The sequence below is a fragment of the Cupriavidus basilensis genome, assembly GCF_000876015.1.
GTDB classification, from domain to species: Bacteria; Pseudomonadota; Gammaproteobacteria; order Burkholderiales; family Burkholderiaceae; genus Cupriavidus; species Cupriavidus basilensis_B.
Genome location: NZ_BBQM01000012.1, coordinates 562,732 through 579,152, shown reverse-complemented (window position 1 = coordinate 579,152; position 16,421 = coordinate 562,732). Strand labels below are relative to the sequence as shown.

The 16,421-nt window shown below is 63.2% G+C and carries 18 protein-coding genes and 1 pseudogene; 17 read left to right on the top strand and 2 right to left on the bottom strand.

What is annotated here, in order from left to right; translation table 11 throughout:
* Window positions 1-92 precede the first annotated feature (92 nt).
* Window positions 93-1,340 carry a RelA/SpoT domain-containing protein gene (locus tag KF708C_RS10375; protein ID WP_059411707.1) on the top strand — a complete coding sequence of 416 codons (1,248 nt, stop codon included), beginning with the start codon at window positions 93-95 and terminating at the stop codon, window positions 1,338-1,340.
* Window positions 1,341-1,676: 336 nt separating this feature from the next.
* Here KF708C_RS10375 and KF708C_RS36390 read toward each other — a convergent pair whose 3' ends face one another.
* Window positions 1,677-2,372 carry a hypothetical protein gene (locus tag KF708C_RS36390; protein WP_197090346.1) on the bottom strand — a complete coding sequence of 232 codons (696 nt, stop codon included), beginning with the start codon at window positions 2,370-2,372 and terminating at the stop codon, window positions 1,677-1,679.
* Here KF708C_RS36390 and KF708C_RS37020 point away from each other — a divergent pair.
* The 7 genes and pseudogenes from KF708C_RS37020 to KF708C_RS35580 all read left to right on the top strand — a co-directional run.
* A pseudogene (locus KF708C_RS37020) lies at window positions 2,310-2,438 on the top strand (hypothetical protein); the annotation flags it as partial. The gene KF708C_RS36390 and the pseudogene KF708C_RS37020 overlap by 63 nt on opposite strands.
* 65 nt (window positions 2,439-2,503) lie before the next feature.
* Window positions 2,504-3,712: a tyrosine-type recombinase/integrase gene (locus KF708C_RS10370; RefSeq protein WP_059411706.1), complete on the top strand. Its 1,209-nt coding sequence runs from the start codon at window positions 2,504-2,506 to the stop codon at window positions 3,710-3,712.
* 313 nt (window positions 3,713-4,025) lie between these two features.
* The gene (locus KF708C_RS34480) at window positions 4,026-4,310 is read left to right on the top strand and encodes a PadR family transcriptional regulator (protein ID WP_082079499.1); all 285 of its coding nucleotides are present in this window, start codon (window positions 4,026-4,028) and stop codon (window positions 4,308-4,310) included.
* Window positions 4,307-5,047 carry a sugar transferase gene (locus KF708C_RS10365; RefSeq protein ID WP_059411705.1) on the top strand — a complete coding sequence of 247 codons (741 nt, stop codon included), beginning with the start codon at window positions 4,307-4,309 and terminating at the stop codon, window positions 5,045-5,047. Before KF708C_RS34480 ends, KF708C_RS10365 begins: the two co-directional genes overlap by 4 nt.
* Window positions 5,048-5,425: 378 nt before the next feature.
* Window positions 5,426-8,290: a P-loop NTPase fold protein gene (locus KF708C_RS10360; RefSeq protein WP_059411704.1), complete on the top strand. Its 2,865-nt coding sequence runs from the start codon at window positions 5,426-5,428 to the stop codon at window positions 8,288-8,290.
* A complete protein-coding gene (locus KF708C_RS10355) occupies window positions 8,287-9,486 on the top strand; it encodes a hypothetical protein (protein WP_156173781.1) in 1,200 nt (399 codons plus the stop codon). Before KF708C_RS10360 ends, KF708C_RS10355 begins: the two co-directional genes overlap by 4 nt.
* A gap of 263 nt (window positions 9,487-9,749) precedes the next feature.
* Window positions 9,750-9,965 carry a hypothetical protein gene (locus tag KF708C_RS35580; protein WP_156173780.1) on the top strand — a complete coding sequence of 72 codons (216 nt, stop codon included), beginning with the start codon at window positions 9,750-9,752 and terminating at the stop codon, window positions 9,963-9,965.
* Window positions 9,966-10,457: 492 nt separating this feature from the next.
* Here the strand turns inward: KF708C_RS35580 and KF708C_RS10350 are convergent, their stop codons facing one another.
* On the bottom strand, window positions 10,458-10,784 hold the full coding sequence (locus tag KF708C_RS10350) for a helix-turn-helix domain-containing protein (protein ID WP_059411702.1): 327 nt from the start codon (window positions 10,782-10,784) through the stop codon (window positions 10,458-10,460).
* A gap of 237 nt (window positions 10,785-11,021) precedes the next feature.
* Between KF708C_RS10350 and KF708C_RS10345 the strand changes: the two genes are divergently transcribed.
* From KF708C_RS10345 to KF708C_RS10310, 9 genes are all read left to right on the top strand, one after another.
* Window positions 11,022-11,273, top strand: a complete 252-nt coding sequence (locus KF708C_RS10345) for a hypothetical protein (protein WP_059411701.1) — start codon at window positions 11,022-11,024, stop codon at window positions 11,271-11,273.
* Between the two features lie 121 nt (window positions 11,274-11,394).
* Window positions 11,395-11,595 carry a hypothetical protein gene (locus KF708C_RS10340; RefSeq protein WP_059411700.1) on the top strand — a complete coding sequence of 67 codons (201 nt, stop codon included), beginning with the start codon at window positions 11,395-11,397 and terminating at the stop codon, window positions 11,593-11,595.
* 159 nt (window positions 11,596-11,754) lie between these two features.
* Complete coding sequence (locus KF708C_RS10335; RefSeq protein WP_231586427.1) at window positions 11,755-13,380, top strand: replication endonuclease; 1,626 nt, start codon at window positions 11,755-11,757, stop codon at window positions 13,378-13,380.
* A gap of 11 nt (window positions 13,381-13,391) precedes the next feature.
* On the top strand, window positions 13,392-13,526 hold the full coding sequence (locus tag KF708C_RS36885; protein WP_269432147.1) for a hypothetical protein: 135 nt from the start codon (window positions 13,392-13,394) through the stop codon (window positions 13,524-13,526).
* Window positions 13,523-13,801, top strand: a complete 279-nt coding sequence (locus tag KF708C_RS10330) for a hypothetical protein (RefSeq protein WP_059411698.1) — start codon at window positions 13,523-13,525, stop codon at window positions 13,799-13,801. The genes KF708C_RS36885 and KF708C_RS10330 overlap by 4 nt, the downstream gene beginning before the upstream one ends.
* Before the next feature lie 4 nt (window positions 13,802-13,805).
* Window positions 13,806-14,063: a hypothetical protein gene (locus KF708C_RS10325; RefSeq protein WP_059411697.1), complete on the top strand. Its 258-nt coding sequence runs from the start codon at window positions 13,806-13,808 to the stop codon at window positions 14,061-14,063.
* Entirely contained in the window at window positions 14,051-14,536 is a 486-nt protein-coding gene (locus KF708C_RS10320; RefSeq protein WP_059411696.1) for a hypothetical protein, read from the top strand. Before KF708C_RS10325 ends, KF708C_RS10320 begins: the two co-directional genes overlap by 13 nt.
* Window positions 14,536-15,243: a hypothetical protein gene (locus tag KF708C_RS10315; RefSeq protein ID WP_059411695.1), complete on the top strand. Its 708-nt coding sequence runs from the start codon at window positions 14,536-14,538 to the stop codon at window positions 15,241-15,243. Before KF708C_RS10320 ends, KF708C_RS10315 begins: the two co-directional genes overlap by 1 nt.
* A 345-nt stretch (window positions 15,244-15,588) precedes the next feature.
* Complete coding sequence (locus tag KF708C_RS10310) at window positions 15,589-16,413, top strand: major capsid protein P2 (protein ID WP_059411694.1); 825 nt, start codon at window positions 15,589-15,591, stop codon at window positions 16,411-16,413.
* The last annotated feature ends 8 nt before the right edge of the window (window positions 16,414-16,421 follow it).

Here is a 16,421-nt window from a genome sequence, read left to right as displayed (position 1 = left end):
GTAAAACGTCCGTCGAAGCGCCAGCGAATAACTTAGGCACGGGCGGAGTGCCTGACCGCGACATTGCAAAATACTAAGTATGAAGAGGGGAAATGTTCAAACTCACGATGGAGGAGTTCCTAGAGCGCAATCGCATCAGCGATGCTGATTGGAATAGGAGCGGTTGCGTTTGGGAGGTGCTTGTGGCCATCGCTGAAGATCATCTGGAAAACCACGAGACATTGGTCACTACCGCAGAAATGTTTGCGCGAATGATTCAACGAATTGACGACGTACATTCCGTCCGATTTCGAGTAAAGGATGTCGAACATTTGCTTGAGAAGATTGTGCGGAAGTGCTCTGCGGACGATGTACAGGAAAAGTACAAATCCATTTCTGTTGATACCTATAGCACCGTAATAACAGATCTTGTGGGAATCCGTGCGCTACATCTTTTTAAGGCAGATTGCTTCGGAATCGACACCGGGATTCGCCGCGAGTGGAAGCTGTGCGAGGAGCCTGTTGCATATGTGCGCGAGGGCGATTCGGATGAATTTCGTGAAGCGTTGAGGGAGCACGGCCTCACAGTGCAAGAGCACAAGGCCGGCTATAGATCGGTGCACTATGTCGCGTCGACTAGACCCGGCAAGCGCGATGTGTTCGTCGAAGTTCAAGTACGGACGATCTTCGAGGAAGGGTGGAGCGAGATCGACCACTCTATCCGCTATCCGAATTTCTCCGACGATCCCGTGTTGGAGCACTTTCTCACCATATTCAACCGAATGGCAGGTGCGGCAGACGAGATGGGGAGCTTTGTGAAGCTACTCTCGGCTTATTCCGCAGAAAGCGCTGCGCAGCAGAACGTCTATGCAAAGGAGCGGGATGACGCTATCGCCAAGATGGAAGAGGCCATCGATGAGGCCACACGCAGTGCGCAGCGTTCTGCTGAGCAAGATGAGATGCTCGCAAAATTAGCAGCTGAGGTAAAGCGGCTGAAAAACGCGGCAGACGCTAAGGACGCAGATCACACAAACGCTATGTCCCACACAAACCGGGCAGCGCATCTGGTGCTATCGGAGCGCACAGGTCAACTGAGCGTAGGCGGCGCGTTGGCGGAGGCCACTCGCTTTACAGATCAGTTCCGCGCCACGGGTGCATTGCAACTTGGAAGTGCGCTCCGTGAGTCGGAAGTTATGCGCTTGTCCCGTCGGGTAAGCGAATCGGGAATCATGCGGTCGATGCACCATTTAGAGGACACGCCTGCAATGCGCTTCAGTCGCCAACTTGGTGGCAGTCCCGCTACGCCATTCGACGAAGATGTGCCCTCTCCGTCGAAGGATTCTGACAAAGAGAAGAGCTAGTTTCGGATGTCGATGTTGCCAGCGATAAGCGGCGATCTTGCCCGGGCACTGTATGGCCTCGACTCGAAGCACCTGCAGCTTGGTGACTGCAGGACGCAAGATCGGTTGGTGTTGCACTTGCCTGCGAGGCGCAACTCCGAAATCTAGTGTAGCGACGTGCAATGGTTGCATTTCAAATGGCCGCTTTTCGGACGGTCGAGGGGCTCCTATGGGTCGTTAGCGGCATACGTGCTGGACTTTGAGCCGCGCGAGAAGCCCCGCAGCATCGACGTTTGACATCACTTACGAGGCACTTTTTGATGTGCCATAGAAATCCTTATATCTTGATAACTATGATTATCTCGATAATAACTTTAAGCTCGGAAACTGCGCCACTGGGGTACCATCGAAGCCTTCCGAATTGCTGAATTTGCCGTGCCCAACACCGCCGTCCGCCGACCCGATTCCCACGCGCCAACGACTACTCCTGGCGGCAGCACAGACCGTCCCGCACCGGTGCGCCGACGCCAGCGCGCTGCGGTCGCGCCGACCCGCCTGCTGGGCCCGCACCACTTCGCGTTTTGCCGCGGCGTGCTCGAGGGCGTCGATCTCGCTCGCCTGGCCGACGGCTATCTTGATACAGGGAAAGACCTGCGCGTGGCGCGCGCGACCGTGGACTGGATTACCGAGGAGCTCGCCCGCGGCGTGCGCCGCCTGGCGACCCGGTCCGCAACCCGGCCGGCCCGCGCCACCGCACACACTCGAGAGCCAGGGCAAGGCGGTGCGGTCGACATCGCGAGCCGTGTTGGGAGCGTGGAGCGTGCGACAACCCCGCCGCCGCGCCGCTGGAGCGAGGCCGTCTGGCACGCGCTGTTTCACCCACCGGCCGGCGAAAACTCGACCGCCCGCCAGGCCCGGCGCCAGCGCCAGCAGCGCGCGCTCGATCAACTCCAGCCGCTGCTCGCCGCGCGACCCGCGGCCGATGATGCCATCGGTGGCTGGTTCACGCCCGCGATCGCCCAGCGCCGCTGGACCACGCTCGGCGCGCTGCAAGCCGGTATCGCGCAGGGCGGGGCGCACTGGTACCGGCAGGTCGCGCGCATCGGCGCCCACACGGTCCGACGCATCGAAGCGTGGCTCGCCGAGTTCGCGACCGAACTGGGTCCATCCCGCCGGCGGCGCTGGTGCCGCGGCGCAGCGCCACTGCGGCGGAGCTGGCGAGCCTGCAACCGCCCGCCGCGATGGTGGCGCCGCTGGAGGCGTTGCTGTTGCCCCCGGCGCTCGACGGCCGGCAGGGCCACAACCGCGCGGCCGCCGGCAGCGAGCAGCGCATTGCCGCCCAGACCGACCCGATGGCCATCCACGCCTGGCTCGGCGTGCATCTGCCCAGCGGCGGCCACACCTGGCGCGCGTACCGCACCCAGGCCGAACGCTTCCTGCTGTGGGCAGTCTTCGCCCGCGGCAAGGCCCTGTCCGATCTGACGGTCGAGGACTGCAGTGCATACCTAGCCTTCCTGGCCGATCCGCAGCCCGCCGCGCAGTGGGTGGGGCCGCGCGGCACCCCGCGCTATCGCTTCGACTGGCGGCCGTTCGAGGGGCCGCTGTCACCGGGGAGCGTCCGCCAAGCCTTCACCATCGTGAAGAGTCTATGCGCCTGGCTGGTCAGCGCCCAATACCTGCGCTACAACCCATTCGCACTGCTGCCTAAGCCGAAGGCGGCCGGGCAGGGCCGCATCAGGGTGGCGCGCAGTTTTACCGAGGCGCAATGGCAATTCCTGCGCAGCTTCGTCGCGGGCCTGCCACCCGGCGATGCCCGCACGGCCAGGATGCAGTTTCTGTTGCGCTTTGCCTATGCCACCGGCTTGCGGATCTCGGAGCAGGCCCAGGTCACCGTCGGCGATCTGCGGCAGCAGGATCTGGCGGCCGACCAGCGCGGCATGTGGACGTTGTCGTTCGTGGGGAAGGGCACCCGGGCCCGCGAGGTGCACGTGCCTGCGCCAATTATCGAGGCGCTGCGAGACTATCTGGCTGAGCGCGGCCTGGGCCGCGCGTTCGAGCGCCTGCATCCGGAGACGCCGCTGATCGGCCGGGTTAAGACCGATGGCCGGGTGGGCAAGCTGTCAGTGGCGCAGCTCGATGCGATCTGGAAGGGGTTCTTTGCCCAGGCGGCCGACGTACTGGCCGCCGAAGATCCTGCCGGCGCGGCCCGCCTCGCGCAGGCCAGCGCCCACTGGCTGCGGCATACCTTCGGCTCGCATGCGATTGCGCGCGGCGTGGCGCTCGACGTGGTCCAGCACCAGCTCGGCCACGCGCCGCTGGCCACCACTTCGGTCTATGTCCATGCGGAAGACGCACGGCGGGCGCGGGAACCGGATCAGGCCGGCATGTATTGACCAGCGCGGCCGGACTACGCATCCTGTTTCGCATCCGGCGGGCGGCCCGCGCGAACCCGTGCGCGGCCCGATCCGCCGCTGTGCGGAAGTCATGCGGGCGAGCCCTGGGGCCGCTACGGTGGACTTCGACCTGTCATCCGGTCAGAGAGCAGTGCAGGGAAAACAGCTAATGCTGGACGACGCCGAAAGGGGGGCAGATGCTTCGGCGGGACGGATGCCCCCCTAGGGGGTTTCGCGCCGGGTTGTGAGCCCATGAATTGCCCGTTGACTTTCCCCTGACCCTATGTAGACTTACAACATAGGAGGTAAGCGTATGAAGATGTCTCAGTCCGGGTTGTTAGTGCTGAAGGCCTTTTTGGAGCATGCCAGTGCACCGATCTATGGCTACACCTTGATGCAGGCAGCCGGCATATCCTCTGGCACGCTCTATCCGTTGCTGGCGCGATTTGAAGCCGCAGGACTTCTCACGAGCAATTGGGAGGCGTCCGACCCCACTGAAGCGGGCCGTCCCCGGCGGCGCCTCTATCGGATAACCGCGCACGGTACGCGCGTTGCCACAGAAGCCTTGAGCCAACTTCGAGGAGGTGTGCTGGTATGAGCGATGCCCTGACCCTGACCAGCATCCTGGTGTTTCTTGTTGGGCTCGCTTTTGCCGAACTGAAGGATTGGCTGCCCTGGCTGGCCCGGAAGGTGGTGTTACACGCAGCGCGGCGGTTGTCCCCGGAAATGCATGAACGCATGGAGGAGGAATGGCTGGCCGAACTGGAACAGATCCCAGGCAAGCTATCCCCGTTGTTTTTTGCGCTGATGCTTTGCCGCGCGGCAGAAAAAATGCGCCAGGATGCCACCCCAATATCCTCAGAGGAGCGGCTCACGCGGACGTTTGACGCGACCTTCGCCATCGCCGTGCTGACCAGCCTCTCCCCACTGCTCCTTATCCTGTGGCTGTTGGTCCGGCGACAGTCGGATGGAAGGGTGCTGGTCGGACGGTCGGCATATGGTCAGGGCGGCAAGGCGGTTCGGCTGTATGCCTTTGCGCTTCCCGTGGATACGACCGGGCGCCTCACCCCTTTGGGCAGGTTCTTGTATAGAACCGAGCTTCATATGTTGCCGCGGTTCATCAATGTCGCCAACGGCTCGCTAGCGCTCTTCGGTCCGCGGCCGCAGTGGCCGGTTGCCAACAACGATCACACCGGCGCCGACACTCTCTCTGTACGACCCGGCCTCGTTCCGTTTGAGGCAGATGGTGTGCGCCTATGCACGGGGTCGTCCTTGCGCGAGCGGTGCATTGGACTATGGCGGGTAGCTTGGCGCGGCTGGAACAAGCCGCTGTGAATGCGGCGCCCCGGCAGCGCCGGGTTCGGCTATCGTTCCGCGCGGCCGGCCGCGAAGCGCCTCATAGCTCTCGACGCAGGTTGGGCGAGGCCACCAGCCTGCGGGTGCAAGCTGCTGTCCGTCCGCGCGCATGCCGATGGGTCCTTCCTGATCACGCGGAATCGCCGGTGCGGGAAAATGAAGATCAATGGGAATGGGTAAGCGCAACCTTGGGTCCGTGGGGTACTAGACGATATTCTCTATGCCGGCCCGTCCTAGGACGGGTTATGCAGACGACATCCGCCTGCTACATTCGAAGCGTGGAGCTGCCGGAACACTCCAGCGCGTCTCCGGTCCCTCCATTCGCATGCCGCGCCACAACAACGAACTCCAAAAGCCATGGCCTACGACGACCAGATGCCGTCCTCTTTGGATCGCGAAATCTCAACGGATCAGCAAGATGCGTTTGGGCACCGGCACTATGCCCATGCCCTGAAGAGCCTGATCGAATCGCGAGCTCACGAAACGCCTTTCAGCATTGGCTTGCTTGGCGGGTGGGGGACCGGCAAGAGCAGCGTCAAACAGCTTTACACGACCGCGCTTGCCGACGATCTATCGAAGGATGGCGGGCTTACGCGCCATGAGCGCTTCCACTGCATCACGTTTAATGCCTGGCGATTCGGTGGGAAAGATCAGGATATCAAGCGGGCGCTGTTACGACACGTTTTTCTCGAACTAGGTGGGGAGGAGGAGAACCTTCGGGACAAACTGTTTCGTCAGGTCAGTACCACGCTTTCCATCGCCAAGCCCTGGCGGGCGGTAACGTGGGAGCTGATCAAGGCATCGCTGCTCCCTCTGCCGGCATTGGGTATCACCCTAACGGGCCTCATCGGGCTCGCATACCTGACATTCAAGCTGCTGGACGTCAAGGAACCGTTTCTGGGGTCGGTCGTTCTGGCATGTCTGACCTTTCTGTGGACCTATACGCTGAAGAACCTGAAGCCTTTTCCTGTGACACATACCCGTCCAGTGACGAAGGTCAGCTTGCCCAATACGAGTTCCGAGCAATTCGAGGACATGCTGTTAGAGCAATTGAAGCTCTATAAGTCGGGCCGTGCAGTCACACCGGATGGTCGCCGCGGTTCAGCGTGCGAACGCCTCGTGGTGTTCGTCGATGACCTGGACCGCCTTTCTGCCGAGGAGATGGTCGCGGGCCTTGACGCGGTCCGCACATTCATGGAGATCCCGAAATCGAGACTTCCCGCGGGCTTGGGGCTGGTGTTCGTGATCTCGTGCGACGAGGCCAAGGTTGCCGACGCGCTGGCGAAAGGGCGCCGTAACGCCGACCTGCCCGCGACAGTGTTCAACCATAGCGATGCGCGCCGCTATCTGGACCGCATCTTTCAGTTTCGCATCGAGATTCCGCCCCCGCCACGTCAGGACATGCGGGCGTTCGCGATGCGCCATTTGCAGCAGCTTCCTGGGATTGCCGAGGATCTGTCCCGGCGCGGCATTGCGTTGGAACCGATAGTCGATCGGATGATCCATGTTGGCGTTAAGGATCCGCGCAATGCGCTGCAGATCGTCAACGCGTTCGGGCAGGCATGGTGGCTGGCCACGAAACGCGAGCGTGAGCCGGTCGGCCGGAGCGGTGGGTTGTACGAAGGCGCCGTGACGGAACACCCGGTTTCGCTTGGGGCGCTTTGCGCGCTCAAGGTAAGCTTTCCGGACTTCTATCACGATCTGCAACTTGATCCCGGCTTTCTGCAGTCGTTCACGGATGTCGTGGTGAGAGGTCAGACGTTAGAGGGGCAACCTTTAAGTGCGAGGCAACTCTTAGACGAGCAGTACCTCGCCAATGAGGAAGGCGGGAGCCCGAACGACGTAAGGCCTGCACATCGGCCGCTGCGGCAGTACATCGCAAGTCTTTATGGCTTGCGTTGGCCCGAGTCGCTGCAGAGCCTGCTCCTGCTGTCAGAGGACCCCATTTCCAGACGGCTGGGAGCGCGGGGGGCGGCAGTCTACGACGCATTTGTATCCGGCGATGCGCGCGGCGTGTTGGAGGGCATGGGGCGGCATAACGATGCGGCGCCCCTGCATGCCGACGATGCCCGTATGTTGTTGAACATGTATGAGCGGGTGGACCAGGAGTCTGGTAGTCGCCAAATCAATGCCGCGAGGGCGGTGGCGCAGCTTGTTGAGCGAATTCCCAATCCCCCGGCGCAACAGTTGCTCAGCGCGCTCTGCCGGCAACTTGTGGATTCTCTGGATCTGCGGTCCCAACTTGGGCCGAAGAAGATGATCCTGCTGATGAATGCTGCAAGTGGTCGCGAGCAAACAGTCGTGGCCTCCCAATTGGTTAGAGATTGCCTGCGTGTCGGCACGAACTTCGCACTCCGGCTCGAGACCTTGGAGACGCCTAGTCTAGACGACGCCATGGCGACGGTTCGAGAGCTGGTTCCAGCTATCCTTCAGGTGCGGAGGGCGTGGGGGCTCGACCCCGCGGCGGAAGTGTCACTGCGCGAGTGGTTGCTCGACCGCACCCTCTCCGTTGTAGGCAAGTCCATACAACTGTCGTTCGGCGAGCTTGAGGCATGGTTGGACTCGACGGACCACACTCTGGCCGAAGATCTGGGGGCTAGATATCTGGAAGCCTTGGCGGACGAACTCGGATCCGACAGGCCGACGAACTTCGATGTGACCGTCGCCGCATCTCGTGCCGTGCGCATCGTGAACGCGGTCATGCCGAATGGGGTCGAGTCTCGAACGGAGGCCTGGTCACTTCTGTCTCGCTTTCTCGCATTGCGCTCCGGCGAATTTGCTGATCTCGCGCTGCAGCTTGCGCGCTCGCACGTCGCCACTGCCAATGCCCATGGCATTGCACAGTTTGTTCTCGCGCTCGAGCAACGGCTCAAGCAGGACGACGATTCGTATGACACGGTTGATGACAGTGAGGTATTGCAGACTGTCACCGCGATCGTCGAGACGCGCGCCGAGGATCTCGAACTCGACACACTGCAGAAGATATCAGGCTTGGCCAGCTACTGGATCGACGACGTCGACACCGTCGACGCGGCCTGTCGCCTGGTCGACCTCGTTCGGCAGTCGGATGCTGCGAGCGCAACCGATACCTTAACCGCCTGGAGCAAGAGGTTGCTCGGCGATTTGCCGGACGCGTGTATCACGTATCTCGCGGTAAAGACAGCTCGTCCCAGGCAACCATCGTCACGGCCCTTGCACCCATTGCGGACAATGAGAGCTTGAGCAAGGAAGTGGGGGAGCGGTACGAACGTTTCGTGCATGGCTTTAGGAACCCTGACGCATGGGGCCAACCGCCCCTCAAGGCTTTCCTTGACAGACTGCTTCCGAATATCGCAGCCCGGTATGCGAACCCGAACGGCTATTTGTATCGGGTATTTGAAGGTACCGCACCCATTCTAAAATACGCTACGCCTCAGGTACTCGGGCCCGCTCTACAGACGTTGTTCGGCCAAGCGAAAGCGATTCCTGGGCATTACCCCTTCCTGCACGCGCACATGGTTGGCAACTGGCCAATGCCGGGCGAACAGTACCCTAGCTATTCGCCTCAGTTGATCTTCGATGACGCGCACAGTTTTGCCATGTCCTATCCTGGCGATGTGTGGAGGGAGATGCTGGGTTCAATGGCCGACATGCTAAAGCGCGGCATTGTTCCTGCCGATCAGCAACCGAAAATCCTTGCTGCCGCCTGTTCGACCTGGAGTGCCAAGCCGCCGAAGGCCGTCGATAGCCTCGTCTTGAACGCTTCCGGAGTGTCTGCCGATCAGGCCGCCGAGCTGATCAGGCCGATCGATTGGAGCAATGACGAACAGATCGCGGCCCTGACGAAAGCCTGGCAGGCGATTGCTCGCATCATGCCTATCGCCAACAGAACGGAAACGTGCCGACGCCTTCTCGCCCTCGGTACATTTGGTCCCGCGGAGGCGCCGGATAGCGGCCTGGAAAAGTGGCTCGACGCTCAGCCGGATCATGGTACGGAAATCCTGTCTCAGCTTTTCCCTGAAGACGGCCTCAATGAGGCGTATCGCTTGCGTTTGTGGCGTCAGATCATTGAGAAGGCATCGGGACTAGGAGTTGAGTTCTTCTTGACGACGGTGCCGCGTGTAGTCGCGCTGCCAAACGTTGACGGAACTGTTGCCGCAATATTTGACGAGCGTGAAGCGATATCAGTGGTTGTGGCATCCGAGCAAGATCGTGCTGATCTGGCTCGGCGCTTGATGGAGATGTTTACCGAAGCGAAGACAGTGACCACGACGGGTCGCATCGCGGACTATGCGCATGAGCTCGCAGGACGCGGCGCCTTGCAGCACTTCGATCCGAAGGAACTCTCCGCCTCGCAATACGCGATCCTCGAAGCTCGATTCAAAGGGGCGCGGGAGTTGAAGCGACTAGCCGGGGTGGTCCAGCAGGCACCCGAATGATCACCGTCTTCGGTAAGGCTGCCGTAGCTGTCGACACCGGATCGCGAGCATGCCAGCGTCTCTGCCTGCTAGTCCGCATGCTTCAAGTTCTTGAGAACAAGTAGCGCTGGCGTTTGGGCGCACACGCGGAAGCTTGCTCCCTAACGACTTCGGTCGGCGAGGTTACGGCACAATGCAGCGTTGCCGAAGAAACTGGGGCCGCGTTACGCTGAAGTCTGCTTGCGCAGCCATGGGCAAGGACGAGAAGAATGAACGTAAAGACTATGACAGCCAAGCTGTCAATCGCGGTGGTCGTTTTTGGCGCGATGTCCGCCTATTGCTGGCTTCGGTCGGCCAGGGCCCGGGTGCAGCACTCGCACGCAAAAGATGACGGAATCTTTCACGATGGTTCGATCGGCGTAGATGGTACCGATTTCTTTGCGACGGCGAAGGCGCAAGGAATGTGGAATACACGTGCCGCATATCTGGCCGCTAGGTAATTTCCGCCCCGCGGCGGCACGGGTTTCGCTCAGGCTCGCCCGATGTCTCGTTTTGCTGCCCCAAGGCTTTTGTCGAACTATCGAGCTTGGGCGCAACATGAATACACCAGCGCCATCGATTCGCACTTGCCCAGGTTGTGGTGTTCAGTCCTAAGCGATGTCAGTGCGCGAGTCGTATCAGCAAAAACACAACGTAAGGACCTGGGTGCGCTCACGCATTGGCACAACACACATGTTCATCTTCTTTGCCAGCGTGGCACACCAGACGAGTGACCAAAAGGCATGCACAAGAAGGCAGGTCAGTGGCTCAGCACAGAATGAACTGCACAAATGGACAGTGTGTTGCCTAGATTACTTATTGGCCTGTATAAGCGCTGCGAGTGCCGAACTTTACGTCCGAGCACTTCTGTCGAGCCGCGCCGGGGTTGGGTTTCAGTCCCAGATTGCATATTTAACATAATCATCACCCGACCAGTGGGACTACCTGCTAGGCTACGCCGCGCGCAAGGCGGGGCGCTGTCCCATCATGCCTAGCAGGCCTTCAAAATTTGCGGCGAAGCGGTCGAACAGGCCGGTCCATACGCGGCGGGCGTCCTCGCTCTTGGCACGCTCGCGGTTCGCGACGGCAATCACTTCCATCGGATTCAGGTCGAGCAGTTCAGCGACACGTACAGCGGTCAAATCGTCAAAGCCGCCCTTGCCCAAGCGGTAATTGCTCACGGCCTGTTTCGAGACACCCAGCAGCTTGGCAAGCGCGTAGTCGGACGGCAGATCGTGTTTGATCTTCACGGCGTCCACGTAATCAAGAGTCGTTTTCATCACTACCCCATAAGTTCTACCCGCTTCGCAGCATAGTCAGTTGCGGCTGACTGTCAAGGTCATATGACTTGGACAGTCACAATTGCTTGACTAGTCCAAAGCACGTGACTATATTCCGTTCCAGACGCGCCGCCGCCTGGAAACCCTACCCGCCAGGGCCGTGCCTGATCCGCCGGCAGGCGGCGCGCCTCCCCAACGGGGTATTCCGCAACAGGGTAGGGGGCAAAGGGGTGTGACATGTCGTTACAAATTTCCGAGTGGGTCTATAGCGGCAAGGACCATGAACTGATCGGGAACACCGGGCATGTGGTGGTCGAAGGCGCAGGGGTAGAAGCGCAGTTCAGATATATGGGCTATCGGGGCATCACGCGCGAAGATGCGATGCGCCAGGCGCGCATGTTCGCCGCCGCAATGGAAAAGGCAATGGAAGCGATGCTGCAGCATAAGGGCGCCGCCGTCGAAGCTGACTTCATGAAGGGATGCGCATGAAGCCCGCCCGCGTCCACCGCACCGCCCTGGGCGGCTTCACCATCGACGGCCCATACTTCCGCCGACCCTCGCGCGCCGCCGTGCTGGCCGCGCGCTTTTTTCATTGGCTGGGGGCTTGAGCATGGCCGGCTACACGGAGGATGTGGCCTACCTGCCGGGCAGCACGCGCGAGGGCGCGCATGCCTCGCACCGCCCGGCCAGCGTGGGGCCGATCGGCAAGCGCAGCGCGGAGGGCGACGCGCGCGCCGTCGAGGCGCTGGAACAGGCGCGCGCCGTGCTGGCGACGCACCGCAGCGCGATCAAGACCCCGCGCTGGTACTGATCCATGTGGGGATACCTGCGCGACGCCGCCACCGCCTTGCCGGGCCTCCCCGAGCTTGCGGAGGCGCGCGCGCGGGTGCCGATGCGCTGGTACAACCGCGCGTTGAAGGCCGCAGACAAGGCAGGCCGGGACAGCGCAATCCGGGGCGGTGCGCCGCACATGTTCGATCTGGGCGCCGCCGCCGGCGCCGTCGCCGCCTTCCTCGCGGAGCACGCGCCGGCCAGCCTGCCGGTGCGCCCGGACGCCACCGACTACGAAATCTGCATGCAGGCGCGCAAGATCGCCGCCGATGTGCTGCTGCGCACGACAGGCCTGGACCCCGATGACGCGCTGATAGTCTGCGCGGCCGAGTGCGAGCGCCAGGGCGTCGAGCAGCCTGATTTTGCCGGCGCCGCCGACCGCGTGGCGCGCGTGCGCTGCGAACTGTGGTGGCGCCGCCGGCTGCGCGCCGCGCATATCCGCGCGCTCGAGCACTCGAACATCCGGCTGCACTACGTGCACTATCGGTCGGACCCGTACGCCAGCAACGACGCCGTGCGCCGCCGCGTCGCGCAGAACCGCCGCAACGCCGCGACGCTGGCCGCCATCACGCTCGAAAACGAGCACGGCCACCGCTTCACGTTGGAGGAACTGGCGGCGAAGTCGGTCAGCAACAAGGCGCTGCGTCGAGGCGAACTGATGACGCGCCTCAAGGGCGCCGAGGAACTGGCGGACGCCGCCGGCTTCGCGGGCGTCATGTTCACCATTACGTGCCCGAGCCGGTTCCATGCCGTGCGCCAGATCGGCAACAAGTTCCAGCCGAACCCGAAGTACGACGAGAGCGCCGACCCGCGCGCCGCGCAAGCCTACCTGCGCAAGGTGTGGGCGCGGGTCCGCGCCGAGCTAGCGCGCCTGGGCATTGCCTACTTCGGCATGCGCGTGGCCGAGCCGCATCACGATGCGTGCCCGCACTGGCATGGCCTGCTGTTCTCCGACCGCGTGAACGATGTGTGCCGCGTCATCCGCGCGCACGCGCTGCGCGACAGCGGCGACGAAGCCGGCGCGCAGCGGCGCCGCTGCCGCTTCGAGCGCATCGATCGCGCGCGCGGGTCCGCCGTGGGCTACATCGCCAAGTACATCGCCAAGAACATCGACGGCCACGCAGTGGGCGACCACAAGACCGGCGAGGGCTACGTGGTGCAGGCCGACATGCTGGGCGATGACGTGATCACGCCGAGCCAGCGCGTTGAAACGTGGGCGGCGCTGTGGGGCATTCGTCAGTTCCAGGCGTTCGGCGGCGCGCCGGTGGGCGTCTGGCGAGAGCTGCGCCGCGTGAAGGAAGCGGACCTGCCGGCGGAGGCCGAGTGCCCGGAGATTCGCCGTGCCTGGGCGGCAGCGCAGCGCACCGAGGGCAAGCCGGCAAGCTGGGCCGCGTACGCGCGCGAAATGGGCGGCGTGGCCGGCGAGGGAAAGCGCATCGAGGTCACGCATGCCGAACGTATGGAGCCGGGCCGTTACGGCCTCACGCTGCGCCGCGTGCCGATGGGCGTGCGGGCGGTGGGGCGGGTCTATGTCGTGGACGGCATTGCGGCCTACTGGCGCACGCTGCCGGTGTTCGCGCCGGCGACGCGCTACCAATGGACGAAGGTCGAGCGCAGCGGCGCAGCCGCGAGCACTCGGACTCGTGTCAATAACTGTACGCGCCCCAGCGGCGCGCGCAGCGCGGCGGACACCGGCGAGCGCCGGCCCGCCTGGATGGATGGGCCAGAAATGGCCCCAACCGCGCCCGACCGGGCGCCAACCTAGAGGGGAACCACGTGCACGACCAGACTTTCTACGACCGCGCCGACAAGGCGCTGAAGCTCTACGGGCTGATGCTGCCCGCAGACATTCGCCAACTGCTGCGCGACATGGCCGGCGCCATCGACAAGCTGCGGGAAGGCCAGCAATGACCATCAAGACCGATCTGCACACGCTGGTGGACGACCTGACCAGCCTGCGCATCCACGTGCGCGACACCGGCGAGACGAAGTACGCCGCCATCCTGCATCAGGCGGACATGCTGGCCGACACCGCAGCCGCCGAACTGGCGCCGCCGACCGAGGCAACGGAAGCGATGGTTGCCGCCGGCATCACGGCGATGGCGAACATGCCCGCCAACACCGCCGCCGCCGAGGTCGTGGCCGGCGTGCTGCGCGCCGGCCTGCTGGCCGCGCGGGGAGCCTGACGCCATGAGCAAGTGCACCTGCCCGGTTTGCCAGCAGGGCGCGCGCTGGTCGCTGATGCGCAACGGGCGGGTGTGCGTGACGTGCACCGCCCCGGCCTGCGGCATCCAGCTATTCGCTCGCTCCGACGACGCCGACGAGAGAATCCGCGAACGCTTCATCCTGGGCGACGGCGCGCCCGAACGTACCGAACGTAACGTAACGGACCCCGCGCCCGAACGTACGGCACTGAGCGGGGGAGGGCTGATGCAATGGGAGGTCTGATCGAGCTTGACGCGCTGGACACGCTCAAGCGCAAGGCGCATGCCTATGAATCACAGGCCGGACAGGACCTGCCGCCGCTGCCCGGCGAGCCGGCGCCGGTAGACCCGGCCGCCGAATGGGAGATGACCATCTCTCTCGTGGTGGCGGTGCTGTCGCCCGCGCTGCCGTACCTGCCGACCGTCTACACGCCGGACACCATCAAGGCGCTGTCGGGCGCCATCGTGCCGGTGGCCGACAAGTACGGCTTGAACGTGGGCGGGATCATGGGCGGCCCGGAAATCGGCCTGCTGATGATCGCGGCGCCGCTGGGCCTGTCCACCTACGTGGCACACAAGCAATGGCGCGCGCAGCAGGAGGCCGAACGTACGGTGGATGACGCGCCGCCGGCGGTGGTGGTGCCGCCGCAGGCGCGGTCGCACCTGGGCGAGAACATGCAGGACAACGGCGGGCGGTTGCGCGCAGTGGGGGAGTGATGCAAGGAAGTCAGAACGTGGCCCGCATCGTGGGCGTGATCGGGGCATCGGGCAGCGGCAAGTCGCGATGGCTGAAGGATGGTCTTCGCCGCATGAAGCCGGCCCGGCTGCTGGTGTGGGACCCGCAGGACGAATACGGCGAGTTCGGCCAGGTCGTGACGGACATGCGCGAACTGGTCGAGACGCTGGCCGGCCTGACACCGGCGGACGGCTTCCGCATCGTCTACCAGCCCGGCGACGACATGAGCACCTACAAATGGAAATTCGACCTGTTCTGCGAAATCGCCTACCAGATCGAGCGGCTGTGCGTGGTGGTGGAAGAAGTGGCGGACGTGACCACAGCGGGATGGGCACCTCCCTACTGGTCGCGCCTGTCGCGCAAGGGCCGGCACCGTGCGATGACCATGTTCGCCGTCACGCAGCGGCCCGCCGTGATCGACAAGACCTTCCTCGGCAACTGCACGCTGATTCACTGCTGCCGGCTGAATGACAAGAACGACATCGCCGTCATGGCGGCCACGCTGGGCGTGCCGGTCGATGACGTGCGCAACCTCAAGGCGGACCCGGACACCGGCGTTTTCCAGTTCATCGAGCGCAACATGCAGACCGGGCAGACCGGCTGCGGCGCGCTCGATTCGCGCGGAAGCCACAGGCCGGTGCCCGAACGTAACGTACGTACGTTGCCCGAGCCGGAGGCCACCACGTAACGTAACGGCCGCCGCTTGCCGGCCCCCGCCAGCCTTGCCCATAGTGGGAACTGAGCGGGGGCGATCCCCGAATTTTTGCACCACGCATCCTTTCGGGAGAAACCATCATGGGCGTGAAGGAAATCGGCAAGGCGGTAGCCATGACGGCTATCTCGCTGGTCATCATCAACTTCGGCAAGCAGTACCTGCCGGACTCCATCAAGAAGCTGTTGGGCTGACGCCATGAGCGAAGTCAAATCCGCTGTCAAGACCACCGCGCTGGTGCTCCTGACCATCTACGTGCTTCGCCGGCTGCCGGTGACTGACCAACTCGTCGCCACCGCACTGGCTGGCTAAGGAAAACGCATGTCCATCATCCAACAACTGCCGCCGTTCCTGAACGTGGTCAACTCCGGTGTCGCCACGCTGCAAATCCCGCGCTACGCCAACACGCTCAACCGCGTGGTGCTGGCGCTGGCCGGCACGGCCTTCACCAAGGCCATGATCACGGACATCAAGGTGAAGATCGGCGCGCGCACGGTGTTCAACACCAACGGCACGCGCCTGGACGCCATCAACAAGTACAAGGGCATCTACGACGATGCGAACTTCCTGACCATCGATTTCAACGAACGCGACGCGCCGAGCATCGACGGCAAGGAAGTCGGCGGCTACGACATGACGGCGTGGTCGGACAACCTCAATCTGGAAATCACCCTGGCGGGCGCCACCGCGCCGCAGTTGGCCGGCTACATGATCCTGACGCCGCCGCAAGGCCAGGGCGCGGGCGAACTGATCCACAAGCTGCTGTACTTCCCGGCTTCCACCAGCGTGGCCGGCAAGTTCCCCATCAACTTCGCCGCGAGGGGCGCGCTCATCAAGCGCGTGCACATGTTCTACAGCGGCACCGACTGGACCGCCACCACGGACGGCAACGTCAACCGCGTCGAGGTCAAGAAAAACGGCCTGATCGTGTGGGACGCCACCAGCCGCGTGCAGCGCTTCATCGAGCAAGAGCAGCGCAAGGTGCCCCAGGCGAAGCACTACTGCGTGGACTTCATCTACGACAACAACCAATCGGGCGCGCTCAAGACCGCCGACGCTGCAGCGCTCGAGTTCAACGCCTTCTTGACTGCTGCCGATGGCATCGACGTGTATGTCGAGGTGATCGACCTGCCGTTCAACCTCTGACCGGGAGC

Coding starts and splice junctions, on each gene's coding strand:
- KF708C_RS10310 (WP_059411694.1), top strand. CDS start 15,589: ATGTCCATCATCCAACAACTGCCGCCGTTCCTGAACGTGGTCAACTCC.
- KF708C_RS10340 (WP_059411700.1), top strand. CDS start 11,395: ATGGCCGGCTACACGGAGGATGTGGCCTACCTGCCGGGCAGCACGCGC.
- KF708C_RS10325 (WP_059411697.1), top strand. CDS start 13,806: ATGAGCAAGTGCACCTGCCCGGTTTGCCAGCAGGGCGCGCGCTGGTCG.
- KF708C_RS10330 (WP_059411698.1), top strand. CDS start 13,523: ATGACCATCAAGACCGATCTGCACACGCTGGTGGACGACCTGACCAGC.
- KF708C_RS10375 (WP_059411707.1), top strand. CDS start 93: ATGTTCAAACTCACGATGGAGGAGTTCCTAGAGCGCAATCGCATCAGC.
- KF708C_RS10365 (WP_059411705.1), top strand. CDS start 4,307: ATGAGCGATGCCCTGACCCTGACCAGCATCCTGGTGTTTCTTGTTGGG.
- KF708C_RS10350 (WP_059411702.1), bottom strand. CDS start 10,784: ATGAAAACGACTCTTGATTACGTGGACGCCGTGAAGATCAAACACGAT.
- KF708C_RS35580 (WP_156173780.1), top strand. CDS start 9,750: ATGACAGCCAAGCTGTCAATCGCGGTGGTCGTTTTTGGCGCGATGTCC.
- KF708C_RS10345 (WP_059411701.1), top strand. CDS start 11,022: ATGTCGTTACAAATTTCCGAGTGGGTCTATAGCGGCAAGGACCATGAA.
- KF708C_RS10315 (WP_059411695.1), top strand. CDS start 14,536: ATGCAAGGAAGTCAGAACGTGGCCCGCATCGTGGGCGTGATCGGGGCA.
- KF708C_RS34480 (WP_082079499.1), top strand. CDS start 4,026: ATGAAGATGTCTCAGTCCGGGTTGTTAGTGCTGAAGGCCTTTTTGGAG.
- KF708C_RS10335 (WP_231586427.1), top strand. CDS start 11,755: ATGTTCGATCTGGGCGCCGCCGCCGGCGCCGTCGCCGCCTTCCTCGCG.
- KF708C_RS10360 (WP_059411704.1), top strand. CDS start 5,426: ATGGCCTACGACGACCAGATGCCGTCCTCTTTGGATCGCGAAATCTCA.
- KF708C_RS10320 (WP_059411696.1), top strand. CDS start 14,051: ATGGGAGGTCTGATCGAGCTTGACGCGCTGGACACGCTCAAGCGCAAG.